The following is a 25,937-nucleotide window of genomic DNA, read 5'->3' as shown; positions in this document are numbered from 1 at the left end:
ACTTTTGAGCGTTTTTGTTGTACATGACGTAGTTCCATACTAAAAGCATAACGATTGGAATTTAAATAGCACTCAGGACACCTACAAATTACGTCACTTAACTTTAAATACATAGGAAAGCTATATATAAACTTTAGCTTTTTACTTGATTCCCTTTAAAATACCAAACAACTACAGGAATAAGTAACAATGATAAAACGGCTCCAGAAATTGATAGTATCGTATAACTAGAATGTGCGACAACCATTCCTGACAAGGCTCCCCCTGCTGCTCCTGATAGTGCTACAAAGACATCGGATGTTCCTTGTGTTTTCGCACGTACAGATGGATGTGTTGAATCTATAATGAGAGCAGTTCCCGTTAATAAACCAATGTTCCAACCTACACCTAGTAATACTAGTGCTAGGATTAGCAATAATAACGAGTCTGCCGGTGCAAAAGCTGCCACCAATCCAGCGGCAAGGAGTGTAGCACCTGAAGCAATAGCCATAGTAGTGCGACCAAACTTATCTACTAATAAACCAGTCAATGGTGAAGGAAGATACATCGCTGCTATATGGAACCCTATAACTAATCCCACTTCGCTCAAACCATGACCGTGATGTCCCATGTGAACTGGTGTCATTGTCATAATAGCTGTCATGATTAGTTGAGCTAAAATCATTATTACAGCTCCTACCATAATTCCTTTTTTGTTTATGGTAGGATTTTTTAGACTTCCTCCTGTCTGAACTTTATGGTCTTTTTTCTCAGCATTCGCAATTGCTGTAGATACAATCAACGGATCTGGACGAAGAAAAATTAAGAGAATTAATCCAGCAATAATAAAAGCTGCTCCTGACATGATAAACGGACCAGCTAAATTTGGAACACCAATTGATTCTGCAAATTCTCCCATTGGAGTAACTAAGTTAGGACCTACTACAGCTCCTAAAGTTGTAGAAACCAATGCCATACTTGCAGCAGTTGCTCGTTGTTTCTCATTTGCAAGGTCTGTCCCTGCATACCGAGCTTGAAGATTAGAAGCCATACCTGCTCCATAAATAAGAAGGGCAACAAATAAAAGGGCAATGCTGTTGATTAAAGCCGCAATTACAACACCTATAGCACCTAATCCACCTATAAGGAAACCACCTGCAAGTCCAGCTCTACGACCAAAATGTTGTGAGGATGCTCCTATAAGTAGGGCAGCTACGGCAGATCCAAAAGTAAAGAGGGCAATTGGAATTCCTGCTGCATTTTCTGAACCTAACATTTCTTGTGCAAGAAGCGCCCCAACTGTTATTCCAGCACCAAGTCCTGCTCCCCCAAAGATTTGTGAAAGAATCAAGATTTTTAATGTTTTTTTATAAAGTTGGTTTTGTTTTTCTGGTAAATCAATATATTCTTGTAACCATAAAGGCTGCTGTGTTGATGTATTTTTACTTTTTCTTACCATGAACTCTACCTCCTAACGAAATATCTTTATGGCTTTTCGTGTATTTGTCATTCTTTGACCATTTATGTTATTTCATATATTCGCATCTCATTATATTTATAATTAGAAGAAGCTCGCAATTAAATGATAGATAATTACGAGCTTCTACCGTACACTTTTTATCCAATATGAATACAACTATATATTTTTGTATTCATATTACATTTTGTAAGATTCACCATCTTCTGGTACTAAAATATTACTTGAGAATTCTTTTTCTTTACTAAAGTTTTTTAATTCTTCTCTAGATAATGTCCAATGGTTAACAGCTTCCATATGAACAGAAATAATCTTAGCATAAGGAGCCGCCTTGTGAACTTCATAGATGTCTTCTTTTCCCATGATGAGTGAACCTAATTCTAATCTTTGATTGTCTCCACCATTAACCACAATGATTTCTGGTTGATGTGTATGAATCTCGTCTTCGATAGCGTCATACCAAACTGTATCACCAACTACATATAAAACTTTTTCACTTGGGTGCTTGAATACTACTCCACAAACTTCACCCATTAAGTTTAATAACTCTTCTCCTCTACCATGTTCACCTTTTGTTTTTACTAATTGGATCCCTTCAAAAACAGTGTCTTGTTGTAGTACTTCTACATTTTTGAAACCACTTGCTTTTACTTCTTTTGCATCTGCTTCATTTTGAACAATCATTTTGATGTTTTTTGGCAATACGTTTTTTGCCACATCATCAAAGTGATCTAGGTGTAGATGAGTAACAATTACTGCATCTACGCCATCCAGAATGTTATCAATTGATGTTGGCAAACTCACCAAAGGATTAAACAGATCTTGTCTGATCGTTTCAGGGAAAGTAGGGTACGTACCTTTCTCTGCTAACATAGGATCTATTAAAAATTTTTTATTTGCGTATTCTACAACAATTGTTGCATTTCGAATTTGTGTAATATTCATATTTACAACTCACTTTTCTTTTTATTTGTCTTAGTTTGACAGAGTTAAGTGTATAATATCAGCAGTGTTCAAATACATAGATAAAATAAAGTGTTTTAACTCTTTGACTTTATTTTCGAAAGGAATTAACGTTCAAATAGATCAAACAGATAAAAAAAATTATAGAGAAATTATGTAACAATAGCCGAATTACAATGAAAGAACTGGGAGAGAGAGTACATTTAACATGGCCAGCAGCTACAGCTAGAGTAGAGAAAATGGAAGAAAATGGAGTTATTGAGGGATCTGGCATTAAAGTAAATCAAGCAATTAGGGTGCTTTATGTATACCTTCATCAATATCTATATTTATGGAAAAAACAATCCCTGTACATGGTCTTACTATGGACCAAAAACAGACCATCTTGAACTTTTATCAGATGGGAATACTGATATCGAAAAACAAAATAAAGTATAATGAATAAAGGGTGTCCAGAAGTTGTTTTTTCTGGACACCCTTTTTTTAAGTTGTTGAAACATCTTTCTTGTGAAAGAAAAGATGTTAAGTTTCCAAAAGAAGTTCTTTTATTTTAAAAATGCCTCTGTTGTTTTCACTGTTGCATAGATGCCATTTAATGCGGCCATAAATGCGTAATGAACATGCTCAGCAGGAACGATTTTATCTTCAATTTGTAATGTTGTTGTTGCACAAGCATCTTCAATCACTTGGCATGGATATCCGTGTTCAACTGCTGCACGTACTGTTGCATCAATACACATATGTGACATCATACCGCAAACGATTAATTCTTTAACCCCTTGTTCTTGTAGTTTTTCATGTAAGTTTGTATTGAAGAAGCTATTCGGCATATGTTTTTCAATGACTGTCTCGCCTTCTAATGGGCGTACTGACTCATGAATTTCGACACCTTCTGTATTTGGATGGAAAAAAGGAACGACTTCACCTTCTGTGATATGCTGTACATGAAAGATTGGTGCGCCTGTTTGTCTGAAGTTTGTTAGCAGTTTCGCAGCTTTTTGTGCTGCTTGCTCAGGGTTTGTTAAAGCCATCTTTCCATTTGAAAAATAATCATTTTGGATATCAATTACTAATAAAGCTGTTGTCATTTTCTTCACCTCTTAAAATTTTATATAGTATAAGGATATACATATTTCAATGAATTTTCGATGGTCTCATGAAATACTATCATTCAAAACTATTTCACTGTGAAAGGAGTTACTATGCAAATTGATTCAATTGATGTTCAAATTCTACAATTATTAAATAAAAACGCTCGGATACAATGGAAAGAAATCGGTGAAAAGATTCATATGACAGGACAAGCGGTAGGCAATCGTATCAAAAAAATGGAAGATAACGGCATCATTCAATCATATTCGATTGTGGTTGATGAATTGAAGATGGGGCTTTCTTTTACAGCCTTTGTCTTCTTTTTCATGAATGCATATACGCATGATGATTTATTGAAATTTATTGCTACTCGTAATGAAATTAGCGAAGCTCATCGTGTTTCGGGAGATGCATGTTATCTTCTGAAGATAACGGTTCGTTCACAAGAAGCTTTAAATCACCTTTTGAATGATTTATTGAAATATGGAAACTATCAGCTTTATTTGTCTATTAAGGAAGTGAAAAAGCGTTATAATGCGTCATTAATGTCTGATGAATAACGTGTTTGTTGTCATCATGTATCAATGTAAAGACCGTTACTAAATTATGTATAAAAAGCCCTATCTTGGTAAATTCCATGTCCAAGCTAGGGCTTTTTAGAGAAGACATACATCATGTTTTATGACCAAACATCTCCGTTTTATAAAGTAAACTATTAGCTAATAACAATCGACACTTTATAGTTTGCTTGTTTGTTTAAGTCATTTAAAAATTGATCTAATACCTCATTTGAGGGGAATTTACATTCAAGCAAATAGCAACCGTCTCCACTAACTTTATAATTGTTTATTACATAGTTATCTTGTGTTTCTATAAAAGCTAAATAGGGTTGATGATGGATATTTTTGATATAAATATTTAGAAATGCATGTATAGCAAAACCTAATTTCACTTGATTCACTTCGATACTGCATCCTTTTATTATGTCATTGTCTAATAACTTTGCTACCCTTGATGCGGTTGCTGGTGCAGTGAGATGTACTTTCCCCCCTAATTCTTTCATTGTCAGGCGACTATTTTTAGACAGCTCGTCGAGTATTTTTTTATCTGTTTCATCAATCATATTCTTGTATCCTTTCTAAAAAAATTAGATGTATTTTTACATAGTTTGTTCGCTGTACACTTTTTTATGTTTGCTTAAAAACTTTAAAAATAAAGTGAAATCATGAAATAACTTTATTTTCCCTATGTATTGATCGGTTGAGGCAGTATATATTTATATGCATGCAAATCAAAAGAGGAAGCACCCTCTTTAATATGAACGATTATTTAAAATGTTTTGTTCAGTGATTTTGTATAAGTTAAATAAAAGAAAATTCATTATTTTAGAGGTGAAATATTATGAAAAAATTTGATATATCAGTTTTATCAGCTGCTCCATTAAGACAAGGAGAAACAATGAAACAAGGGATTGATTCTGCAGTGTCATTAGGCAAAGCTGTAGATAAAATGGGCTATAAACGGATTTGGTTTACAGAGCATCATAATCACGACGCTTATGCTAGTTCAGCTACCGTATCTATTGTACAACATATATTAGCAAATACAGAAGACATTCGCGTAGGTTCAGGAGGTATTATGCTGCCAAATCATTCCCCATTAGTCGTAGCGGAGCAATTTGGAACACTTGAAACACTGTATCCAAATCGTGTAGATTTAGCGTTAGGTCGCGCACCAGGAACGGATCAAAAAACTGCCGATGTGATTCGTCGTTCGAATCATAATGGGGTGTTTTTCTTTGAACGGGAAGTACAAGATATTTTGCGTTTTGTAGGGGATGAGAGCGTGCAAGGAGAGGTTCGTGCTTTTCCAGGTATTGGAACGAATGTACCAGTCTTTATATTAGGCTCCTCAATGGGTTCGGCTAAAATCGCTGCAAATCTTGGTCTACCTTATGCATTTGGTGCTCAATTTTCACCTCATGCGATGGAAGAAGCGCTCGCTATTTATCGAGAAAATTTCCAACCGTCTGCTTATTTACAAGAGCCTTATGTGATGGCTTGTATTAATGTGATTGCAGCAGATTCAATGGAAGAGGCGACATTGATTTCTGCAAGTCATTTGCAGGTGTATATCGATATTTATACAAATAATTTAAGTCAGCTTATTCCACCAACTAAAAACTTCCTTGAATCGTTATCACAAGTTGAATTAGAAATTCTTCATCATCGACTAGGGTATACAATCATGGGTGATGCAGAAACTATTCGTCGTGATCTGATGGAATTCCAACAGACTTATCAAATAGATGAAATCATAGTAATATCTAATATTTACGAATTGAGCAAGGAAATCCATTCTTATGAGATTTTAAAACATGTTGTCGATGAATCATTTGAATAAAGGATGGAGCTTCTTTAGAAGTGCGAGTCAGTTCAACAGTCTATGATTTTCAACAATCTGGCGCGATTGTGGGATAAAGCTTAGATTATTAAAGCATACTTTATAAAAAAATTAACTGCCTTATTTTCCCCCATCTTAAACAGGATGGGGGTATACGTGTTTGAAGTATTTAAAATTATAACTTATTTTAATCTTGACATTTCCTTATTGCGGGTTGTGACAGCTTCGCTGGTACTACCCCTTTTCCAAGCAACCAATGTGTCTTCCTCTCTTAAAAAAATTAAAAGCATCGTCTAGTCCGGTTCCTGAAGACTTGGCTTCACTAGCATTGTCAGTGAAGATTCGTTCTTATCCGATTTGTAGTAAAGCATCACGTTTATTCAATCAATAAACATCTTTGAAATAATTTTATTTCTATACATTTTGATTTATTCGAGTTATGTAAAGAAAATAAGTATGACACCAATACAACTAATGGTACTATGTAATACTTTCAAGAAAATTGTTGTATAAAATGAATTCAAATCTAACCTTTTTGTATCCTTTACTTAAAAACAAAAATGCTAATTTAACAACTTTTTTGAGTGTTCTAGAGAATATATAATAAACTCGTTTTGATCTATAGATACCAGTAGTCAGTGTCAAACTTACAAACCAAAAACTTATCATACCTTACCCCTGTTATATCTACTATTACCTATTACCTAGCACCCCACCCTCTCAAAATACCCCGCAATAGCCGGAAAACTCATAAACTCCTTCCTCATATCCCGAAACGAAATTACTCCATTTCCTCTTGCAAGCTCGAAATCTAGCGAATATTCATGACAGTTCAATGGGGCATAATGAAATGATTCCGAATAGAAATTGACGGCCCTAGGCTTGCTGTCAGCAAAGATAAAGACATAATCATTCTGTTTCATCTTCAGTGAATAGATGTTAACCTTATGAAAACCTAATACATTGTTTTGTATCAATTCCGATACTTTCTGATGATCTGCTTGATCGAAGTCTAGTTTGGATATGTTGTCTCCCAATGAAATTTTCTGCTCTTCTAGTAAATGGTGGATGTAATGGGCCAATGAGGATTCTTCTAAACGGATAGATTCCAGGTAAAGCTCTTTCACAATCACATGATCACACCTCGATATGAGAATTTTTATCGCATTTGGTTTTCGTGCTTACGGTTATTGTAGGGTAAGGCTCTTCTCCTTTTGATCCTCAATCTTTCCAGTGTACTCGTTGTAGTTCACTGAGATGCTTCCAACTGGGCCATTTCGGTTTTTTGAGACAATGATTTCTAGTGTTTGATCCTGAGAGTCCTTGTCATAATACGCTTCACGATACAAGAACAATATGACATCGGCGTCCTGTTCAACACTTCCCGACTCTCGAATATCTGACATCATCGGCCGTTTATTGGCTCTAGATTCCACCGATCGATTTAGCTGTGCCAAACAAATGACTGGGCAATCAAAATCCTTCGCCATTGTTTTAATCGATTTGGAGATTTCAGTTACTTGTAAATGAGAATTCCCTCCGTAAAATTGATCAGAATGGATGAGTGTTAAGTAATCGATAAAAAGGATCGGTTTTTTGTTTGGAAATGTATTCATCAATTTTCGTGTTTTCGCTCTCATTTCAGCAATCGTTTGTCCAGCACCATCAAAAATCTGCATAGTCGTTTCATTGAGATCACCAATCACATCCGACCATCTATTCTTTTGACTTTCATTTAACATTCTTTTCGGATCCCGCATTTTTGTACGGTTAAAGCCCCCTGTTGAAGCTATTAATCGACTGGTTATCTGCTTTTCAGGCATTTCTAAGGAAAAGACGAGTGGCAGAAAACCCGTCCAACCCGACATTTTTGCAAAATGAAGCATCACGTCGGTTTTCCCCATCGAGGGTCTTGCTGCCAGAATCGTCACTTCCCCATCCTGAAAGCCTCCTGTCACTTCATCGAGCTTTTTGATACCTGTTGTTGCACTTTTCAAGACTTGTTGATCTTCCCATGGTGCCTCATAGATCTCGGATAACGCTTGTTGTATGGACGTGTGATCCTGCATTTTACTTTGGTTAATTCGATCCAATTCGGCAATGACCTTAGCAATCTCCCAATCATTCATCGCTGCAACCGTTATAATGTTTCTCTTTTCCCGTTCCTTCCAAAGATCTAGAATGAGCTTCTCCATTCCTTCAAATTTCTCAAGATCCGCATACGATAACAACTCCGATAAGTAAGACATCCCGCCAAATGAATGAAGATCGGGCAAGGTAGTCAATGTGATTAAATCAACATTTTTACCAGCTCGGTTTAATTCCACCATTCTTTGCATTAATTCTTTATGCCTTGTACTTTCCAGTTGCTCAGGTTGAACGACAGTATCTTTGAGTAGGTACTCCGCCTTCATCAAGCATCCTAAGAACGCTTTTTCAGCAATACTCATCACTCTTCACCTGCCGTTAAGTTAAGTTCAAACCCACTTGGAATCGATCTACCAGCCGGAAACGACTCGGTTATTTGCTTATGCTTTGATACAGCCTTTTGGTTCTCATGGTAGAAATCAATTTCTTCAACAGTCAATAACGATTCATTTTCCCAGTTTTTTAAGATCCCAACAACATAGTTCAGCTTTCTCTTGTTATTGGCACAGGCAATCGTCATCGCTTTTAACAGCACATCTTTCGGCTGTAAAAAGCTAGAATCATCTAACCAAGATAACAGCTGCTGTTTACCATTCACATTTGAAAAACCAAATCCATTGTTGTCCCAAAACTCAACAATTTCTTTCACTTTTTGATTTTGTGATTGGTTCTCTATATCTTGATGATTCTCTATATTGGGGTTAAAATCTTTTTGTTGTTGTTTTTCTTTTTCTTTTTCATTTTCTTTTTCTTTTTGTCCACGTATCGTAGAACGATGCAGCAACGTATCGTAAAATTCTTCACATTCATTATCTAGATATGGATCATTTTCATTTTCAGGCTCACAAAAAGATTCATAGAGGCTACGAATTTCCGGTTTTTGAATGGTTTCCGAAACATATGTAATAAGCGAGGTATCCTCAACCTCCTTTAATTCGGATAAAATACAATCCATGACCGGTTTCCCGCCTTTATGGAGGTTCTCTTTGCCCCAGTTTTTAATAGCGAGTTCTCTTGTTTCAGGATTGTAACAAATCAACTTGTGATGACTGATGAATCGTTCCATTAACGAATGAACACTCTCAATCGAATAACCCAAATCAAAAGCCATTTGTTTTTTCGTTATTTGATAAATTCCAATTTGAGTCGTATGTGGATTCGTAAGAAGATAAAGGTAAAAATATTTATCCTCCGGGGTCATCTCTTCTGAAACAATCGGATTCTTCCAAAAATCAGTCCGCACCATTCGATATTTTGCCATCTTCCATCACTGCCCTTTCTTCTAAGAAAATTCTTTTCATAGACTATATAGGGAAAAATGAAGTAGAGAGTAGCAGATCTTTCATAAAAATATTGTGAATATTTTGTGACAATAATTACGCCTCACCATTATTTATGTACAGGATATTTTTTATGAATTATTTTGTCCCTAAAATGAAAGCAGGAAGGAAAAACGATTAATCTTTCCTTCCTGCATTTTTGTGTTCTCCTTTTTTGGAAGAGAGGCAATTTTTTTGCTCATTACGTAATGAATATTACTTTAAATAATATATTTAAAACAAGAGTGGATTGTAGTGGAAGGCACTTGACTCCTGCGGGACTTAGAGGAAAGGTCGAGACCCCGGAGGCGGAGCTGAGGAGGCTCGACTTCCTCCCCGCGGAAAGGAACGGTCAAGGTTCAAAATGAAAAACTACTTTCTTTGAGAACCCCAAAAAGCTGTCGTAAAGTCAATATTCACTGACTTTTTGGACAGCCCCGTGATAATTTAGTTTTCACTAATCAGCCTCCAGGCGATCGCGGTCGAACCGACACTCAAGAGTAATAATTGAGTGGTTAATTTTTCTTGCTTAAATTTCGGTGGAGGTATGTCTAGAAAATAAACGTGTAAAAGTGGTCCTTGCTCTTTCAGATAATAATTGTGCAAAGCCTACTTTTTTGTAGTCTTTTTTCATACAATTCTTTTAGAGGTGATGAAAAATGGCAAGAGTAAAATATACAGACAGTGACGTTGCTTTAATGGCAAGGATGATGAGAGCAGAAGCAGAAGGTGAAGGGAGAATAGGAATGCTTTCGGTTGGAAATGTCATTGTAAATCGACTAAAGGCTAATTGTATAGACTTTAAAGATTTAAGATCAATACGGCAAGTGATTTTTCAAGTGCAAGGAGGAAATTATTCCTTTGAAGCAGTACAAAAAGGGAATGTTTTTTATAACAGAGCAAGAGGTGTAGAAAAAAAATTAGCCAAACAAACCTTAGACTATTGGAGAGAACATCCTTCCAAGTATGCTCTTTGGTATTTTAATCCGTATGCTGCATGTCCACCTACATGGTACGGTCAACCAATTTCAGGACAATATAAACAACATTGTTATTATGAACCATTGGCTAATACATGCGAAAGTGTTTATAGCTGGTAAAAAGAATCCCCACACAATTCGGGGATTTTTTGAGCGTTAAGCCTGCTCCAATTCGGTAATCAGATTCTCTTAGATCAACACAGATGAATAAGCGAATTTCAATACAAAGTAACTACATTTCTCTACTAAGTTTAAAACAGTAAAAAAGTGCCTGACCCCCAATAGGTTAAAACATTTGTCCATCGGGGGTCAGACACTAAAAATTCTATTTTGTGTTCTCGTCTGGTTGGTGGATGCCAAATATATTTCCTTCTGTATCCATATAGTATCCCTGCCATGCCATTCCAGAGGCAGAGCGTATTTTGGCATTGCAATCTGGCCTCCATTCTTAATAATTTTTGCTTCAATTGAATCGTAATCTTCCACTCCCATTGTACAAGTATAGCCATTTAAAGCCTGATTTGGTTCTGGGGGAGCACTTTGACGCTGCATTAAAGCTTCGTTAATTCCAGGCTCATTTTCATCACCAGTCACAGCTCCAAAGTAAGGCAGCCCAGCGAAATCGCTCCAATCTTCAAATTTCCATCCAAATACTTCTCCATAAAATTTTTTCGCCCGTTCCATGTTATCCACATGAATTTCGAAATGAACTAATCTTCCCATGATTTCCTCCTATATTTTCACGAATTTTAATATCTCTAGTATGTATTACTACCAATAGCCTTTGGCACACCTTCTTCATTATTGAAACAAATATAGAAATTTATACAATTTCATACCGTTGCCTGTAAACGCGTTTTCATATACCTGGCACCTATAACTACGGACAAGTTCATGTCACATTAACTCATTTCTCCATATAGCTTTTTAAAGCATTCAAATCTTTTACACAGGCTTTTTTAAAGACTCCTGCCATCATTTTTCCGAAAAATTTTGATAAACCAGTAAGTCCATTTATCTCTCCGTACAAAGTAATCTCTGTATGATCATCCAATGAGGAAAGGATATAGGTAAACAAAAATTCACCTTTGCCCGTTGTTCCTTTCGTTCCGTCACAGCGAAGCACAATTTTATCTTGTTCATTGAGTTCGACAACTTCAAAATGTTCAGAAGCTTCTTTTCCAAACATCTTTCTTGTTTCCTTCCACTGACTTCCCACTCGCAAAGGACCATCATCCAATCGATCTATTCCTACTAATCCTTGCATCCAGTGCTTAGCAGAATCAAGATCAAGCAAACCTGTGTACACTTTTTGTTTGGATACCCCAATGGTTCTTTTCGTTTCAAAACGAATACTCAAGCTAAAATCCTCCTTGAAACCTAGTCATTATTAAAATCATTTAATCTAAAAGGCTAAGTCGAACTTCGACATGCTATATCTATAAGTTCAACAAGAAATATCTTTAATCCTGCTTGGGATAATCTATATTGCTTCACACACGAACATCTTTGGTCATGTATTAAAATCACTTGCTATTTGCCAGGCATTGCATCAGTCAATGAAAATTCTAAAAAAGAATAATTTAAAAGCCTTTCCTCGATTCAATATCGAAGAAAGGCCACAGTTGTATACTCAGCAAAAGTTATGTTTGTTTTTCTGTTTGCTTTTTTCCAATAAAGATTACATTAAATCAGAGAATGCCTTTTTTACTGTTGTCACAATAAATTCTAAATCTTCATCTGTAGATGAAAGTGGAGGCGATAACGTAATAATATTGTTAAAGCCAGCTACAGTTGCACCGTTTTTGCCAATGATCAACCCATTGGATTTACATTCAGCAATAATTTTGTCGATTTTTGAGGCAGCTACAGGTTCCTTCGTTTCTTTATTTTCTACGAGTTCAATTCCAAGCAGAAAACCAAAACTTCGGATATCTCCAACTAGGGGATGATCTTTTATTTCATTCATTTCTTCCCTTAAACGTTCACCAAGTATACGAGAACGTTCAATAAGTTCTTCGTTCTCGTAAATTTCTAGATTTTTTAGAGCTAGTGCACAAGCCGCAGGGTTTCCGCCAAATGTGTTAACATGACGGAAATAACTGTATTCTTCAGAACCTTTAAATCTTTCATATAGATCACGTCTAACAGCTGTCGCAGACAAGGGAAGATAGCCACTCGTTAAACCCTTTGCCATTGTCACAATGTCTGGTTTGATATTGAAGTGCATATGTCCAAATTTTTTCCCAGTCCGTCCAAATCCGCAAATCACTTCATCAATAATGAGGAGAACACTATGTTTATGACAAATTCCTTGTACTTTCTCCATATAAATCGGATGTGGGACAAGAACTCCTCCACCGGTAATGGCTGGTTCCATAATAACGGCTGCAACGGTTTCTTTCCCTTCCCATATAATGCTATTTTCAATTTCTAATGCACATTGCAAGTTAAATTCTTCAACAGATTGCCCCGATGGTCGTCGATAGCTATCTGGAGGGCTCACGTGAATAAACCCCGGAGCAAGCGGCTCATATTTATATTTTCGAATAGCCTGTCCTGTTGCAGCTAAAGCCCCCATTGAATTTCCATGATATGCGCGATAACGTGAAATGAATTTATAGCGACTAGGCTCATCATTTTGCTGATGATATTGACGCGCCATTTTAAATGCGGTTTCATTAGCCTCTGAACCACTATTTGAAAAGAAAATGACGTAATCACCTTCTAACCATTCATTTAATTTTTCAGCTAATTGAATAGCAGGAAGATGACTTTGTGTAAGCGGGAAATAGGGCATTGTCTTTAATTGTTCATAAGCTGCCTGGGCCAGTTCTTCTCTTCCATATCCAACATTCACACACCATAAACCAGACATGGTATCCAAATACTTTTGACCATTAATATCCGTGATCCAAGAACCTTTTCCTTCGACAGCTACGGTTGGGATCGCTTGTTCTTTATATGGAGACATGTGATGTCATAAATATTGGCGGTCTTTCTCAATCAGCTCTTCTGCTTTATTTTTAATCATGGTCATGTTTTTTCTTCCTCTCCCTTAATTATCTGTCATTCACAGGTAAATCATCAAAAAAGATGTCGAATGTCAATTTTTCGGTTTTGGATTTAATGTATTAAAAAATCGCAATGTTACCCGAAGTTCCCACCTTTTAATACCGTGCTGTCAGCATTTTTTTTCGAGTATAAAACTCAAATCCATCTGTACGGTTAACATGTAAATCACCATAGAATGAATCTTTGTAACCTGAGAATGGGAAGAAAGCCATTGGAGCAGGTACTCCAACATTTACACCAAGCATTCCTGCATGGATGTTTTCACGGAACTGTCGTACTGCTGATGCACGATCCGTATATAAGCATGCACCATTTGCGAGTTTAGAGGCATTAGCGACATCAATAGCTTCTGTTAAATCTTTAACTCGTATTATTGAGAGTACAGGTGCAAAGATTTCGTCTTGCCAGATTTTCATTTTCTGAGAGACATGGTCAAATATTGTCGGTCCGACAAAGTAGCCTTCACCGTTTGCGGCTTCGTCTTTACGTCCATCACGAATTAACTTTGCCCCTTGAGCGACACCGGATTCAATATAATCGATTGTTCGTTTTTTATGCCCCTCACGAATAACTGGTCCTAGGAAAACCCCATCATCAAGACCATTGCCAATCATGATATTATCAGCGTTTTCTATTAGTTTAGTAATCAATTCATCTGCAATACTTTCCTCTACAGCAACAACAGCGGCTGACATGCATCTTTCACCTGCTGAGCCGAAAGCTGCATTAGTAATTTCTCTTGCCGCTAGATTAAGGTTTGCATCCTTTAATACGATGGAATGATTTTTGGCACCTGAAAGGGCTTGAACTCGTTTCAAGTTGTCCGTTCCTTTTTTATATACAAACTCTGCCACTGGCTGTGAACCGACAAATGAAATGGCTTTAACGTCTTTATGCTCAAGCATTGCGTTAACGACATCATGTGCACCATTAACGATATTTAAAACGCCTTTTGGAAGACCCGCTTCCTCTATTAATTCAACAAGGCGTGCGGCAAGAAGTGGTGTTCGCTCGGATGGCTTTAGCACAAATGTATTTCCACATGCAACGGCGATGGGGAACATCCAGCATGGAACCATCATCGGGAAGTTGAATGGTGTAATACCGCCTACAACCCCAAGTGGATATCGATACATTCCAGATTCAAGGTCGGTTGCAATATCAGGAAGCTGTTTACCCATCATTAATGTGGGTGCGCCAGCTGCGAATTCTACGCATTCAATACCGCGCAGAACCTCGCCCCTCGCTTCTGAAAGACTTTTTCCATTTTCAATCGTGACCAGCTTGGCGAGTTCTTCCCAATTGTCAACAAGAAGCTGCTGATACTTAAACAATATTCGGGCACGTTTCGGTACTGCTGTCTGTGACCATGTTATAAATGCTTCATTCGCAACTTGAACTGCACAATCCACATCTTCTCCTGTAGAAAGAGGGATTTCAGCAATAGTTCCCCAGTTGCTGGATTGACAACGATTTCTGTTTTGTCGGAAGTAGAGTCAACCCATTCGCCTCCGATATAATTTTTTAACTTTTTTATTTTTTGTGTAATGGTTGTTAAATAAAACGCTCCTTTTACTAATTTGATAGATTGAATAGAAAATAAATTTAAGTAGAAAATATTAGATAGTATACCTATCGGGGTATATTTACGTTTATTCTTCTGGTTTTATCCTAAGTATTTATCACATTGCCGATTAAATAGGCTTCATTCTTTTCTAAATAGGAAACCCAATTCTCCGACTGTTCGTAAAGTTCTCCTATAGAAAGGAGTAGTCCATCATCATAATGCTTGCCAGTTAACTGAAAACCAACAGGCAAGTTTTCAGCTGTAAAACCACAAGGGACCGTCATAACTGGAAATCCTAATAAATTCCCAATTGGCGTTCTGCCTAAATGAAAAATATTGTTAATTGATTCTTCTGGAGGAACACTTCCAATATCAAAAGCTGGAATAGAATTAGTGGGTGAAAAAAGAACATCACATTTGTATTCAGCCATTGAATCTAATAGATTCTGAATAAATTTTTCTCGATAATGTAGAGCATTGATGTATTCACTTGCCAAAACTTTATTTCCTGAATTCAAGCGGAATTGAGAATCTTCCCCGTACATTTCTGGGTTTTTTTTGAAGGATGGTTCATGGAAAGTATATGCCTCTGACTTTGAGATAATTTTATGTGCCTCTAACGCATCTCCTATACCCGGTATAGTAATGTCGACTACTTCTGCACCAAGTTCTTTTAATTTTATTAACGATTGATTAACGATTCTTTTCATTTCTTGATCCATGTTTTCGAAAAAGTAATTTTCACAAATTCCAATTCGTATTCCATTTAAATTATTTCTTTTTATTTCTAAATTAATCCTATTCTTTTTTACAGGGGCAGCCATTATCTTTAACATGATTCTACTATCTGCAACCGTTCTAGTCATTGGTCCAATATGGTCAAGAGTCCAGCTTAAAGGAGTGCATCCTTTTCTGCTAACAAGATCATACGTTGGCTTTATACCAACAATTCCACAAAGGGAGGCTGGAAGTCGAATCGATCCACCAGTATCGGTTCCAACTGCTCCAAATCCCATTCCTGCCGCAACTGCAACCGCAGAACCTCCACTTGAACCGCCTGGTATTTTTTTTATATTCCATGGATTTCGTGTAGGACCGTAATGAGGATTTTCTGTTGTAGCTCCCATCGCAAATTCATGAAGATTTGTTTTTCCTATTATAATGGCTCCTGCATCTTTTAATAGCTTTACAACATCTGCATCTCGATTCGAGATTGATTGTTCAAAAATTTTAGAGCCTGACGTTGTTCTACTACCCTTCGTTTCAAAAATATCTTTTATTGCGATCGGTACACCATGTAGTGGACTTCGAATGTTTCCATCTAGTAATTCTCTTTCTAACGATTCTGCTTGTTTCATAGCATCATCATAAAGAACAGTTATATAGGCATTTAAAGATGGTTCTAGATCATCAATTCTATCTAATAATTGTTTTGTTAGTTCTACCGGAGATATTTCTTGTTTTTTTAGTAAATTGGCTACAGAGTGTATATCTTTAAAAAACAACTCATTCATCCCTATCTCTCCCTTATGATTAAATAACTGTTCTTTTTTTATAAACCTGACCTAAATCACCCTCTAGGGTAAGAATTGAACTTAATAATTTATTCGTCATTTCATGTTTCGGATTTCTGAATAAATCTTTTGTCGATGCGGTTTCAATTACCTCCCCTTTTGATAAAACAGCTACTCGATCACAAAAATAAGCAACCAAATCTAAATTATGAGCGATAAATAAATAGGTTAAGTCAAATTCCTTTTGCAAGTTGATTAAAAGATTAATAATCTGTGCTTTAACGGAAACATCTAGTGCTGATACTGGCTCATCCAGGACGAGAAATTTAGGTTTCAGGATTAAAGCTCGGGCTATTCCCGCTCTTTGTCTTTGTCCACCAGATAATTCATGGGGATATCGATGAAAATAATCAGATCTCAATCCAACCACTTCTAACATTTTCAATACTTCTTTATGGATGTATTGAGCGTCTTTATTTCCACCAAATTTTTGAAGGCCGTGAGCAATCTGCTCTCCTATTGTTTTTCTGGGATTGAAGGCTGAACCTGAATCTTGGAACACAATCTGAATATCCTTTCGTAAAGCGGCCATATCTTTTTTCGATAAGTCTCTTAATGACTCACCGTTATAAACAATTGAGCCATTGGTTGGTTCGATTAGCCTAAGGATCATACGTCCAACGGTTGTTTTCCCTGATCCTGATTCCCCAATTAACCCAAACGTTTCTCCTTTAAGAATAGAAAAGCTCACATCTTTCACAGCCGTTATTTTTTTACTTGGTAGAAATAAACTTTTTTTACCATCATAAAATTTCTGCAATCCCTTTACTTCAACAAGAGTATTATTCTTCATTATCTATTTACCCCCTTCATTCAGTACACAACGGACGGAATGATTTAATCCAGTTGGTTTTACTTTTTTCAATAAAGGTTTAGTTTTATGACACATATCATTAGCAACATGGCATCGATTCACAAACCTGCATCCTTCTGATAAATGCATTAAATTTAGGGGTTCCCCTTTAATTTGAAATAATGGTTTTTTTCCTACACTTTCATCAAAGATCCAATCAAGGTTTGGTATACATTTTAATAAACTTTGTGTATATGGATGCTTTGGATTAAAAATTACCTCTTCAGTCGTGCCTTTTTCAACAATTTGCCCAGCATACATAACCGCTACTTTCTCTGCGATACGAGCTACTACACCAAAATCATGAGTGATAATTAAAATAGCTGTTCCAAACTTGCGATTTATTTTTTGGAATAAATCTAATACTTGTAATTGCACAGTCGGATCCAAGGCTGAAGTTGGTTCATCGGCAATAATTAAGTCCGGTTCGCAAGCAAGAGACATTGCGATGACAACCCGTTGTCTTAACCCACCGCTTAATTGGTGTGGGAAGGATTGAAAAATCCGCTCCGGTTCATCAATCCCCATATGCTCTAACAAATCTAGCGCTTTTTCTTTCGCTTGTGTTTTTGTCGAATTTGTTTTATCTAACATAATTTCGACAATTTGCTTCCCTACTCGATAGGAAGGATCTAAAGAAGTCATAGCATTTTGAGCTACAAGGGAGATTTTCCCTCCTCTTATCTCCTGCATTTTCTTCTCACCAATAGTGAGAAGATTTTCTCCGTCTACTTCTATATTTCCGGAGTAGTTTTCTAATAGGTTTTTAGGTAACAATTGTAGGATTGAATTAATTGTCATTGACTTCCCTGAACCAGACTCCCCAACAATCGCTCCAATTTCACCTTTTTCAATAGTAAGACTTACATCTTCCAAGACAGTAAGAGAACCTTCAGTCGTTTTGATTCTTGTTGATAGATTTTCAACCTTTAGTAAAGATTTTGTATGCAATGCTGATTGGACATTCATCTAACCACCCTTTCATAAACTCCTGACCCAATATTAAGCAATATTTCGAATGGCTTTTGTACTCATTTTTTTATTTTCTTTCAATTTTGAATGTTCATATGGATCTAATGCATTTCTTAAACCATCACCGATCATGCTGAAGGCAAAAGACAAAATTAAGATGGCGATACCTGGAATAAATGTGACATATGCATGCCCTTGCATTAGTACTTCACTACCGTCACTTGCCATTCTGCCCCAATCAGCAGTTGGAGGTTGAACGCCTAGTCCGATAAAGCTTAATCCGGCTACCGTAACAATTGTTACGCCTGCAAGAGTCGTACTGTAGGCTATTAATGAAGGTAAAACATTAGGAAGTATTTGTTTAAACATGATTTCCACTTTACCAAGTCCAAATGCTTTAGCTGCTTCAACATATTCTTTCTGGCTTTCTTGTAAAGTGTCCGTATAAACAACACGGGTCATATAAGGGATTCGTACAATAATCATAGCGATAATGACATTAAGTAATCCCGGTCCTAAGATAGCAGCAATGGCGATCGCAAGTAATACAGCTGGGAAGGCAAAAAAGATATCCATAATTCTCATAATGACGTTACCGACAATCCCTTGATAATATCCTGCAATAACCCCGAGACAAATGCTGATGATTGCAGCAATAATGACGGGAACAACTGCGGAAATTAATGAGGTCTGTGTTCCGAAGATGATCCTGCTTAAAATATCTCTCCCTTGATGATCTGTCCCGAATAGATGTCCCTCTGATCCAGGAGGCATTAAACGTGCGCTTCCTTCTGCAACTACATTTGGATCATACGGTGATACCCAAGGAGCAATAACTGCTAAAATCAAAGAGAACAATATAATAACAGCTCCTATAGTAGCCATTTTGTCATTTAAAAAAGCTTTACATGACTGTTTCCATTTACTAGCCATCCTCTCACCTCTATTCAGCTTTAATTGAATCTTGTAATTTCGGACTTAAGTAAACATTCAAAAGATCAACGACTAAATTAACTACCACAAAAGTGATCGCAATTAAAAGAATTCCAGCTTGGATGGTGGGATAATCATTAGAAGTAACAGCTACATAAAGTGCTTGCCCAATGCCAGGCCAATTAAATACAACTTCACTAAATAATGCTCCGCCAATAATATAACCTACTTGCAAACCAGAAATATTGATGATTGGCGGCAGTGAGTTCCTCATGACATGAACGAGGTTAATTTTTGATCTTGATAATCCAAATGAATGAAAATAATTCACGTAATCCTTCCTTAGAATGTCTATCACTGTACTTCTCGTTAACCTTGCAATGACTGCTAAGGAAACCGTTGCGGTAGCAAAAGCAGGTAGGATTAAATGATGAAGTAAATCCATGAATCCTCCTGGGTTTCTCATATTGTACATACCGCTTACAGGGAAAATTTGAGTTTTAATCGCAAATAGCCACATAAGCATTAACGCGATCCAAAATACCGGCATACTCGCTCCTATTAAGGCAACACCCATGCTGACCTTGTCAAAAACACTTCCTTTTTTCAATGCACTTATCAAACCTAAAATAACACCTAAGGTTACACAAATAAGTAAACTAGCAATAGTTAAGATCATGCTATTAAAAAAACGTGGAGAAAGCTCTTGAATAATGGGAGTATGAAGTGTATACGAAAATCCTAAATCCCCTTTAAGAAGTTGAGATATCCACGTACCATACTGTACATACACGGGTTCATTTAACCCCATCTCAATTCTTAATACATCTACCGCCTCTGATGTTGCGTCACCACCAAGGATTGATTTAGCAGGATCACCGGGTATAAGTCGTATGAGTAAAAAAACAACAATCGTTACACCGAATAAGACTGGAATTGTAGATAATATTCTAGAAAGTATATATCGAAACATCCCTTCCCCTCCCAATTTTTAGATCTATGAAAGTGAATCATCAGGTATCTAACCCCATAGATTAGATACCCTCACTTCTGATTCATTGTCTTTCAATGTTAGTTTTCAATCCAAACAGGTGCTAATGTGTACCATTCTTCAGATGGAACAACAAACCCCTTAACACGAGAGTGAACAACATATGGTGCTGAATCATTTACAATCGGAGCAAATGCCGCGTCTTCCATAATTATTGCTTCTGCTTCTTTCCATAAATTATTTGATTCATTTTCATCTAAAGAGGTGGAAGCCTTATCTAGTAATGTATCTACATCTTTATTTACATACTTCCCAGAGTTAAAACCCCCAGGTGCGACAAAATCAGAGTGCGCAACCATTGATAGAAAATATGGAGTAGTACGACCAGATGACATTTGATTCATTCCGACATTACTATCCATTCCATCACTATAGCCTGAATAATAAGTAATCCATTCCTGCGTATCTAATTCAAGATCAATACCAATCTCTTTTAAATCTCTTTGAATCCATTCAGCGATATCAACTGGAAGCAATTGTCCTGAACCATCAACCGATGATTGTAATGTCGTTTCAAAACCATTTTCCAATCCAGCCTCTTTCAACAACCCTTTTGCCTTTTCTGGATCATATTCATACCATTTGTTATCTGCATCATGAATGACTGAACCTGGTGATACCATCGTATAGGCAGGATTTACTGTTCCATTTAATAATTCATTGGCAATACCTTCTCGATTTATTGCATAATTGATTGCTTGCCTTACCTTTTGATCTTTCATATATTCATTATCGAAATTGAATGTTAAGTACCAAACATGTGGAGGAGTTCCCGATATTACTTCATAGCCTTGATCTTTCAAATTATCAATAGCATCTGGTGGTGGAACTGCAATAATATCCACTTCATCATTTTGAATAGCTAATACCCTTGCGGCAGGATCTGATAAAGGTCTAAATATAACTGTATCTAATATAGCCTTTTCTCCCCAATACTCTTCATTTCTAACGAGAGTAATATTTTGCCCTCGATTTCTTTCACTAAATTTAAATGGTCCTGTTCCAACTGGATTTTCTCCCATACTGTCATTTCCATTTTCAATAATGGCAGTTGGACTAACAATTTGAAGGGAATTGATTTGGGCTAACATTCTCGGAAATTCTGAGAATGGCTGACTAAGCTTGATATTCATTGTATATTCATCTACAATTTCACTACTTTCAAAAAATTTCCATGTTCTAAACGTACGTCCTGCTCCAGTATTATCGTAATAATCAAAATCTTTATCCGTTAATCTTTTAATATTAAAATCGACCGCTTCAGCATTAAATTCTGTTCCATCATGGAATTTAACTCCTTCTCTTAAATGAAACGTATAGGTTTTACCATCTTCTGAAACTTCCCAGCTATCAGCTAAAACAGGAATCAGTTTAGGCACAGATTCTTCGTCAGATGATTTACTTAAGTCTTCACCAATCAATGGTTCAAACATCTGATTCGTAATTCTCATTGTCACCCATCCACCTGCTCTATGCGGGTCTAAAACATCAGCTTCTGATTCCATTCCAATAATTAATTGTCCACCTTCTTTAGAATTGCTACTATTTGCATTTTCACTTGTAGTGGTATTCGTACATGCTGCTAGAATCATGATTAAACTTAGAAGAATTGTAGAAAACAGGTTTTTTATTTTCATTATTTCTTTCCCCCTATTCGACTTCATAGATTGCTTCATCTATTAAGTTGTTAAACTTGGTTGCAATTGTTTAATCATCTTTAATACAGTTCCAAACATGATATCCGTACCTTTTGCCAAATCATCATAAGAAGCATACTCTGCCGGATTATGACTAATTCCATCTTTACAACGGATGAATATCATTCCATAATCACAAGCATATGACATAGCTAAGGAGTCATGGAATGGACCGCTCATTAGCTCAGGTGCTTCTAAACCTTTTTCTTTACATTCGTTTCGTATGATATCTTTAATCCAATCTGCACAAAATCGTGGTTCACTTTTTGTATCTTCTATAATTTCGTATGTTAACTGATGTTTATCAGCTACCTTTTGAATTCTTTCTCTTAATTGAGTTTCGTATAAATCTCTGCGATTGATGTCTATATCACGTAAATCAACTGTAAACTCTACTTTTTCAGGAATGATATTACGTGAATTTGGAAAAACATCAATTGTTCCAACCGTACTTACGGTTGGTGCCGATGGATCTTGTTTGGCTATCTCATTTAGAGCAACGATTATTTCTGCCGCTCCCACTAATGCATCTTGACGAATTGCCATTGGAACTGATCCAGCATGACCTGCAAATCCTGTTAGCCTGACCGTTAACCATAAGGGTCCAGAGATTGCGCTTACGATACCAATTGGCTGATCCTTTTCCTCAAGAATTGGACCTTGTTCAATATGTAATTCGAGAAAGGCTGCAATACTATTTTGTGGATAGACGGATTCATCAAATTTATTTGGATCGCAGCCAAAGTCTATTAAAGCTTGCTCTCTTGTAATTCCATCTTTATCCTTTCGTAATAACTCCCCTTCTTCTAATTGACCAAGGATTCCTCTAACACCAAAAAGTCCCTTGTTAAATCTCCAGCCTTCTTCATCAGAAAACGATACCACTTCAATCGGATTCTCCGGTGTCATTCCTTGTTCAGTCAACGTTGTTACGACTTCAATCGCTGCAAGTACTCCCGCCACTCCATCAAATCTTCCTCCATATGGCTGTGAATCTAAATGAGATCCTAGCATTAAAACCGGTTTAGTTTGATCTTTCCCCTCTAGTCTCCCAATTAAATTACCAAAGTGATCAATTCTTACTGTCATACCTGCCTCTTCCATCCAACTTCTCGCTAACTCAAATGCTTGTTTTTCGATCGATGATTGTGAGGGACGACAAATTCCCGTCTCTCCAATTTTCCCTATTTCACTCATTTCCTCAAAATGTTGTTGTAAACGTTCTTGATTAATTTTCATCTTGAACTCCCTCCTTATTTCTTTTTTACAACTGTGAGTAGAAAGTTTCTAATCCATAGAGTTTTTAATATATCTTTAAATCTCATAATTTATTATCTTTAGAATAATCAAATTAATCAAATAACATGTTACATTTTATGACACTTTAACTATAAAAACTCTTTAATGTAATTTTTATCAAAACAAAAGTTCGATTATGTAATATAAAATGACAATAAGAGTTATATAATAATTTCAAATAACAATCAAAAGAGCAAATTTCAATAAGTCTTTGATGACCAAATAACACAAAAAAGCTCCAATCCCTTACCTACCAAGGGCTTGAAGCTCATTATAAGGCTGACCTGTGAGAGATTAGAATCCACGAACCATTCCCGGTCAAGGCAAAGACTCAAATGTAACGAATATAGTAAGATATAGCTTTTTCTTTACCCCAAAACTATCGCGTTTTCAACGTCCTTATTCTAAAAATAAAATAATAATACTTATACCCTACAATCAAAATCAAAAGAATCCTAACATATATATTGTCCAACAATATAAACGGAATCGCGATCATACAATCCGCAAACAAAAGAATCGTTACCTTCTGACTCAACGTCATCGCTCTGTTTCTGACGAATTCCTCTAAATGCTTTTTATATAGTTTAGTAGACTTAAACCAGAGTTCAAACTTCTTTGATCCTCTGATAAAACATACGGAAGCTAGAAGAAGAAATGGAGTTGTGGGCAGTAACGGCAAGATGACTCCTAGAATGCCTAGACCCATGAATAGAAAACCCAGGGCTATATAGATGAATTTTCTTATACTTTTTATGATTGTCACGCTCCTAGCAACTACGGTTATATAAGCTTATTTTACCATTGTTCTTGCAGAGTACGGAGCAATATTAATAGGGAATAAATGTCTTATTAGTTTCGTATTAACTTAATGTTTCACTTTTTGGGATAGTACTTAATAAAGTCACTTAATGGGAAAGTACAAGTCCACCCCAAAGTATGGTACATTATAAAAGATATTTATACGAAGGGAGTTTTTTCTAATGAGTAACAATGAATTACATAATGAATTGCCACCAAAAACATGTTCGGTTGATCGCCTTGTAACAATGGAGGACGATGTTACCAAAGTTCTTGAAGGTAAGAAAACAGCAACGCGCAGAAATGGAAGATATGCGGATGTTGGAGAAATCATGGTGTTGAAGGATAAAAACTTTCGAGTGGATAAGGTGTATTCACAGTCCTTAGGTGAATTAACAGATGAGCATGCAAAACATGAGGGTTATGACACGGTTGAAGAATATAAGCAATCAATACTAGCCTATCACCCAGGTATGCCTTGGCTTCCGCAAATGCGAGTTTGGGTGCATGAGTTCAGCCCTGTTAATGAGTAATAGGTTAAGTAATGGAGTATTTACTTTACCGTATTTTAATTTTTATCCATGTAATTAGTGTGATTGCATCTATTGGACCTTTCTTTATCCTTTTGCCCCTTGTAAAGAAGCTACGTGTTGCAAAAGGAGAAGAACTGGATGCCTACATAGGTACGTTTCGATATGTGGTCCAGTTGTCAAAGCATTCGGGGCATGTACTTGTTGGATCAGGCATACTCTTAGTCGTTTTAGGTCCTTGGACTTGGGGTACACCTTGGATCGTTATGACTCTGATTATTCTGTTTCTTTCATTGTTCTTTCTGGCAAGAGCGTTTTCACCAACACTTCGTAAATTTTATGAAGAAGGACAGAATCCTGATGAGCTCACTGCCAAGCTGAAGCGTTCGATTTGGATTTACATTGTGCTGTTGTTGGCAATGCTTTGGTTTATGGTCGGAAAGCCAGCATTATGGTGATAAAGAGATTGGATCTCAAAAATAATAAAAATGAAACCTTGTCAATATAAGATTGACAAGGTTTTTTCGAATAGAACATATTAACCCAAGCTACCTTTAATTGCTTTCATAATCTTTAATGCTTTTTGATTTTCTATTGTTAGTTTTGTATCTCCAGTGAAACGAGTTACTTTTTTGGGAATGACTTTTTTATCTTTTTTTGATTTTTCCATGACATCTCCCTCTTCCTTGTAATCTATTTTACTAATTTATACAAGAAAGTGTGCCAATATACTTGTAAAGAACAAAAGCGCAAGCGCCTTGATCAGCCTTAGGCATAGCATAAGGCGATTCTAAATAGAAGGCGTTCTTTGCCTTCAATTTAGAATTGACTTATGACCTCGAGGCAGTCAAAAACGCGACATCCTGTCGCATTGACTGCACTAGCACGTCCTGTGCGTCGGGGCTAGGCGCTGGAGCTGGATGCAGAAACGTTATCCACAGTACAAGAATTTTATAAGTTCATAAATAGAAAAAAGCAAGGTGCTAAAATACACCCTGCATCACGTTATAAGTTGTTTATATAGTGTAATACCTTTTTGTTTAGTTCCTGTACACTATGAGACATTTTGCTTGTGGATTTTTCTGATAAGTGAGTGGTCTTTTTTGCTCGAGGAAGATCTTGAGTTCGTTTGGCTCTTTCAGTAAACTTTGCGATTTTTTGTCCTTCTGCAAATTTGACGACAAGTGTTCTATTTCCCATTTAAAACCCTCCTGTGAAGCGGTC

General features: G+C 36.5%; 24 protein-coding genes and 3 pseudogenes. 6 read left to right on the top strand and 21 right to left on the bottom strand.

Annotated elements, in window-relative coordinates:
• Positions 1–133: 133 nt before the first annotated feature.
• Both ACFFIX_RS18875 and ACFFIX_RS18870 read right to left on the bottom strand, forming a co-directional pair.
• On the bottom strand, positions 134–1,438 hold the full coding sequence (locus tag ACFFIX_RS18875; RefSeq protein WP_378936761.1) for an MFS transporter: 1,305 nt from the start codon (positions 1,436–1,438) through the stop codon (positions 134–136).
• Positions 1,439–1,636: 198 nt separating this feature from the next.
• Positions 1,637–2,401 (bottom strand): MBL fold metallo-hydrolase, encoded by a 765-nt coding sequence (locus ACFFIX_RS18870; protein ID WP_378936759.1) that lies wholly within the window; start codon positions 2,399–2,401, stop codon positions 1,637–1,639.
• Positions 2,402–2,525: 124 nt separating this feature from the next.
• On the opposite strand from ACFFIX_RS18870, the pseudogene ACFFIX_RS18865 reads away from it, so the two are divergent.
• Positions 2,526–2,746 (top strand): annotated as a pseudogene (locus ACFFIX_RS18865) (winged helix-turn-helix transcriptional regulator); the annotation flags it as partial.
• A 218-nt stretch (positions 2,747–2,964) separates the two neighbouring features.
• Here the strand turns inward: ACFFIX_RS18865 and ACFFIX_RS18860 are convergent.
• On the bottom strand, positions 2,965–3,507 hold the full coding sequence (locus tag ACFFIX_RS18860) for a cysteine hydrolase family protein (RefSeq protein ID WP_378936757.1): 543 nt from the start codon (positions 3,505–3,507) through the stop codon (positions 2,965–2,967).
• 114 nt (positions 3,508–3,621) lie between these two features.
• Here ACFFIX_RS18860 and lrpB point away from each other — a divergent pair, with 114 nt between their 5' ends.
• The gene (gene lrpB, locus ACFFIX_RS18855; protein ID WP_378936755.1) at positions 3,622–4,071 is read left to right on the top strand and encodes a transcriptional regulator LrpB; all 450 of its coding nucleotides are present in this window, start codon (positions 3,622–3,624) and stop codon (positions 4,069–4,071) included.
• 155 nt (positions 4,072–4,226) lie between these two features.
• Here lrpB and lrpA read toward each other — a convergent pair whose 3' ends face one another.
• Positions 4,227–4,634, bottom strand: coding sequence for a transcriptional regulator LrpA (gene lrpA, locus ACFFIX_RS18850; protein ID WP_378936752.1), 408 nt, complete (start codon positions 4,632–4,634; stop codon positions 4,227–4,229).
• A gap of 278 nt (positions 4,635–4,912) precedes the next feature.
• Here lrpA and ACFFIX_RS18845 point away from each other — a divergent pair, with 278 nt between their 5' ends.
• Complete coding sequence (locus ACFFIX_RS18845) at positions 4,913–5,914, top strand: LLM class flavin-dependent oxidoreductase (protein ID WP_378936750.1); 1,002 nt, start codon at positions 4,913–4,915, stop codon at positions 5,912–5,914.
• Between the two features lie 704 nt (positions 5,915–6,618).
• On the opposite strand, the gene ACFFIX_RS18840 is transcribed toward ACFFIX_RS18845, so the two are convergent.
• Genes ACFFIX_RS18840 through ACFFIX_RS18830 form a run of 3 tightly spaced genes read right to left on the bottom strand, consistent with a single transcriptional unit; the run spans position 6,619 to position 9,323 of the window.
• Entirely contained in the window at positions 6,619–7,047 is a 429-nt protein-coding gene (locus ACFFIX_RS18840) for a hypothetical protein (RefSeq protein ID WP_378936748.1), read from the bottom strand.
• A gap of 54 nt (positions 7,048–7,101) precedes the next feature.
• Positions 7,102–8,364, bottom strand: coding sequence for a replicative DNA helicase (locus ACFFIX_RS18835; protein ID WP_378936746.1), 1,263 nt, complete (start codon positions 8,362–8,364; stop codon positions 7,102–7,104).
• Complete coding sequence (locus ACFFIX_RS18830) at positions 8,364–9,323, bottom strand: DnaD domain protein (RefSeq protein WP_378936744.1); 960 nt, start codon at positions 9,321–9,323, stop codon at positions 8,364–8,366. Before ACFFIX_RS18830 ends, ACFFIX_RS18835 begins: the two co-directional genes overlap by 1 nt.
• 717 nt (positions 9,324–10,040) lie before the next feature.
• Between ACFFIX_RS18830 and ACFFIX_RS18825 the strand changes: the two genes are divergently transcribed.
• Positions 10,041–10,481: a cell wall hydrolase gene (locus ACFFIX_RS18825; protein ID WP_378936742.1), complete on the top strand. Its 441-nt coding sequence runs from the start codon at positions 10,041–10,043 to the stop codon at positions 10,479–10,481.
• A 205-nt stretch (positions 10,482–10,686) separates the two neighbouring features.
• Here the strand turns inward: ACFFIX_RS18825 and ACFFIX_RS18820 are convergent.
• From ACFFIX_RS18820 to ACFFIX_RS18765, 12 genes and pseudogenes are all read right to left on the bottom strand, one after another.
• Positions 10,687–11,084: pseudogene (locus tag ACFFIX_RS18820) on the bottom strand (VOC family protein).
• Between the two features lie 184 nt (positions 11,085–11,268).
• On the bottom strand, positions 11,269–11,721 hold the full coding sequence (locus tag ACFFIX_RS18815) for an SRPBCC family protein (RefSeq protein WP_378936740.1): 453 nt from the start codon (positions 11,719–11,721) through the stop codon (positions 11,269–11,271).
• A gap of 321 nt (positions 11,722–12,042) precedes the next feature.
• Complete coding sequence (locus ACFFIX_RS18810) at positions 12,043–13,335, bottom strand: aspartate aminotransferase family protein (RefSeq protein WP_378936738.1); 1,293 nt, start codon at positions 13,333–13,335, stop codon at positions 12,043–12,045.
• Positions 13,336–13,531: 196 nt separating this feature from the next.
• A pseudogene (locus ACFFIX_RS18805) lies at positions 13,532–14,985 on the bottom strand (CoA-acylating methylmalonate-semialdehyde dehydrogenase).
• 122 nt (positions 14,986–15,107) lie between these two features.
• On the bottom strand, positions 15,108–16,517 hold the full coding sequence (locus ACFFIX_RS18800; RefSeq protein WP_378936736.1) for an amidase: 1,410 nt from the start codon (positions 16,515–16,517) through the stop codon (positions 15,108–15,110).
• A 19-nt stretch (positions 16,518–16,536) separates the two neighbouring features.
• The gene (locus tag ACFFIX_RS18795; RefSeq protein ID WP_378936734.1) at positions 16,537–17,370 is read right to left on the bottom strand and encodes an ATP-binding cassette domain-containing protein; all 834 of its coding nucleotides are present in this window, start codon (positions 17,368–17,370) and stop codon (positions 16,537–16,539) included.
• Between the two features lie 3 nt (positions 17,371–17,373).
• Positions 17,374–18,399, bottom strand: a complete 1,026-nt coding sequence (locus tag ACFFIX_RS18790) for an ABC transporter ATP-binding protein (protein WP_378936732.1) — start codon at positions 18,397–18,399, stop codon at positions 17,374–17,376.
• 33 nt (positions 18,400–18,432) lie between these two features.
• Positions 18,433–19,335: an ABC transporter permease gene (locus ACFFIX_RS18785; protein ID WP_378936730.1), complete on the bottom strand. Its 903-nt coding sequence runs from the start codon at positions 19,333–19,335 to the stop codon at positions 18,433–18,435.
• A gap of 10 nt (positions 19,336–19,345) precedes the next feature.
• The gene (locus ACFFIX_RS18780) at positions 19,346–20,308 is read right to left on the bottom strand and encodes an ABC transporter permease (protein ID WP_378936728.1); all 963 of its coding nucleotides are present in this window, start codon (positions 20,306–20,308) and stop codon (positions 19,346–19,348) included.
• A gap of 98 nt (positions 20,309–20,406) precedes the next feature.
• On the bottom strand, positions 20,407–22,023 hold the full coding sequence (locus ACFFIX_RS18775) for an ABC transporter substrate-binding protein (protein ID WP_378936726.1): 1,617 nt from the start codon (positions 22,021–22,023) through the stop codon (positions 20,407–20,409).
• A 42-nt stretch (positions 22,024–22,065) separates the two neighbouring features.
• Positions 22,066–23,322 carry a M20 family metallo-hydrolase gene (locus ACFFIX_RS18770; protein WP_378936724.1) on the bottom strand — a complete coding sequence of 419 codons (1,257 nt, stop codon included), beginning with the start codon at positions 23,320–23,322 and terminating at the stop codon, positions 22,066–22,068.
• A 439-nt stretch (positions 23,323–23,761) separates the two neighbouring features.
• A complete protein-coding gene (locus ACFFIX_RS18765; RefSeq protein ID WP_378936721.1) occupies positions 23,762–24,148 on the bottom strand; it encodes a YbaN family protein in 387 nt (128 codons plus the stop codon).
• Between the two features lie 217 nt (positions 24,149–24,365).
• Here ACFFIX_RS18765 and ACFFIX_RS18760 point away from each other — a divergent pair, with 217 nt between their 5' ends.
• A complete protein-coding gene (locus tag ACFFIX_RS18760) occupies positions 24,366–24,716 on the top strand; it encodes an ASCH domain-containing protein (RefSeq protein WP_378936719.1) in 351 nt (116 codons plus the stop codon).
• A gap of 11 nt (positions 24,717–24,727) precedes the next feature.
• The gene (locus ACFFIX_RS18755; RefSeq protein WP_378936716.1) at positions 24,728–25,171 is read left to right on the top strand and encodes a hypothetical protein; all 444 of its coding nucleotides are present in this window, start codon (positions 24,728–24,730) and stop codon (positions 25,169–25,171) included.
• Between the two features lie 80 nt (positions 25,172–25,251).
• Here ACFFIX_RS18755 and ACFFIX_RS18750 read toward each other — a convergent pair whose 3' ends face one another.
• Together ACFFIX_RS18750 and ACFFIX_RS18745 are read right to left on the bottom strand one after the other, a co-directional pair.
• Positions 25,252–25,383, bottom strand: a complete 132-nt coding sequence (locus ACFFIX_RS18750) for a hypothetical protein (protein ID WP_378936714.1) — start codon at positions 25,381–25,383, stop codon at positions 25,252–25,254.
• Between the two features lie 335 nt (positions 25,384–25,718).
• On the bottom strand, positions 25,719–25,913 hold the full coding sequence (locus tag ACFFIX_RS18745) for a hypothetical protein (protein ID WP_378936712.1): 195 nt from the start codon (positions 25,911–25,913) through the stop codon (positions 25,719–25,721).
• Positions 25,914–25,937 lie beyond the last annotated feature (24 nt).

This window comes from Metabacillus herbersteinensis (assembly GCF_042433335.1).
Taxonomy (GTDB): Bacteria; Bacillota; Bacilli; order Bacillales; family Bacillaceae; genus Metabacillus; species Metabacillus herbersteinensis.
Note: the sequence above shows the minus strand (reverse complement) of the source record. Positions and strands in the feature narration are given on the sequence as shown.

Bases quoted from the DNA above. Each gene is read 5' to 3' on its own strand.
- ACFFIX_RS18875 (WP_378936761.1), bottom strand. From the start codon at position 1,438: ATGGTAAGAAAAAGTAAAAATACATCAACACAGCAGCCTTTATGGTTA.
- ACFFIX_RS18785 (WP_378936730.1), bottom strand. From the start codon at position 19,335: ATGGCTAGTAAATGGAAACAGTCATGTAAAGCTTTTTTAAATGACAAA.
- ACFFIX_RS18860 (WP_378936757.1), bottom strand. From the start codon at position 3,507: ATGACAACAGCTTTATTAGTAATTGATATCCAAAATGATTATTTTTCA.
- ACFFIX_RS18845 (WP_378936750.1), top strand. From the start codon at position 4,913: ATGAAAAAATTTGATATATCAGTTTTATCAGCTGCTCCATTAAGACAA.
- lrpA (WP_378936752.1), bottom strand. From the start codon at position 4,634: ATGATTGATGAAACAGATAAAAAAATACTCGACGAGCTGTCTAAAAAT.
- ACFFIX_RS18800 (WP_378936736.1), bottom strand. From the start codon at position 16,517: ATGAATGAGTTGTTTTTTAAAGATATACACTCTGTAGCCAATTTACTA.
- lrpB (WP_378936755.1), top strand. From the start codon at position 3,622: ATGCAAATTGATTCAATTGATGTTCAAATTCTACAATTATTAAATAAA.
- ACFFIX_RS18750 (WP_378936714.1), bottom strand. From the start codon at position 25,383: ATGGAAAAATCAAAAAAAGATAAAAAAGTCATTCCCAAAAAAGTAACT.
- ACFFIX_RS18835 (WP_378936746.1), bottom strand. From the start codon at position 8,364: ATGAGTATTGCTGAAAAAGCGTTCTTAGGATGCTTGATGAAGGCGGAG.
- ACFFIX_RS18825 (WP_378936742.1), top strand. From the start codon at position 10,041: ATGGCAAGAGTAAAATATACAGACAGTGACGTTGCTTTAATGGCAAGG.
- ACFFIX_RS18810 (WP_378936738.1), bottom strand. From the start codon at position 13,335: ATGTCTCCATATAAAGAACAAGCGATCCCAACCGTAGCTGTCGAAGGA.
- ACFFIX_RS18770 (WP_378936724.1), bottom strand. From the start codon at position 23,322: ATGAAAATTAATCAAGAACGTTTACAACAACATTTTGAGGAAATGAGT.
- ACFFIX_RS18795 (WP_378936734.1), bottom strand. From the start codon at position 17,370: ATGAAGAATAATACTCTTGTTGAAGTAAAGGGATTGCAGAAATTTTAT.
- ACFFIX_RS18755 (WP_378936716.1), top strand. From the start codon at position 24,728: ATGGAGTATTTACTTTACCGTATTTTAATTTTTATCCATGTAATTAGT.
- ACFFIX_RS18780 (WP_378936728.1), bottom strand. From the start codon at position 20,308: ATGTTTCGATATATACTTTCTAGAATATTATCTACAATTCCAGTCTTA.
- ACFFIX_RS18760 (WP_378936719.1), top strand. From the start codon at position 24,366: ATGAGTAACAATGAATTACATAATGAATTGCCACCAAAAACATGTTCG.
- ACFFIX_RS18870 (WP_378936759.1), bottom strand. From the start codon at position 2,401: ATGAATATTACACAAATTCGAAATGCAACAATTGTTGTAGAATACGCA.
- ACFFIX_RS18830 (WP_378936744.1), bottom strand. From the start codon at position 9,323: ATGGCAAAATATCGAATGGTGCGGACTGATTTTTGGAAGAATCCGATT.
- ACFFIX_RS18745 (WP_378936712.1), bottom strand. From the start codon at position 25,913: ATGGGAAATAGAACACTTGTCGTCAAATTTGCAGAAGGACAAAAAATC.
- ACFFIX_RS18775 (WP_378936726.1), bottom strand. From the start codon at position 22,023: ATGAAAATAAAAAACCTGTTTTCTACAATTCTTCTAAGTTTAATCATG.
- ACFFIX_RS18790 (WP_378936732.1), bottom strand. From the start codon at position 18,399: ATGAATGTCCAATCAGCATTGCATACAAAATCTTTACTAAAGGTTGAA.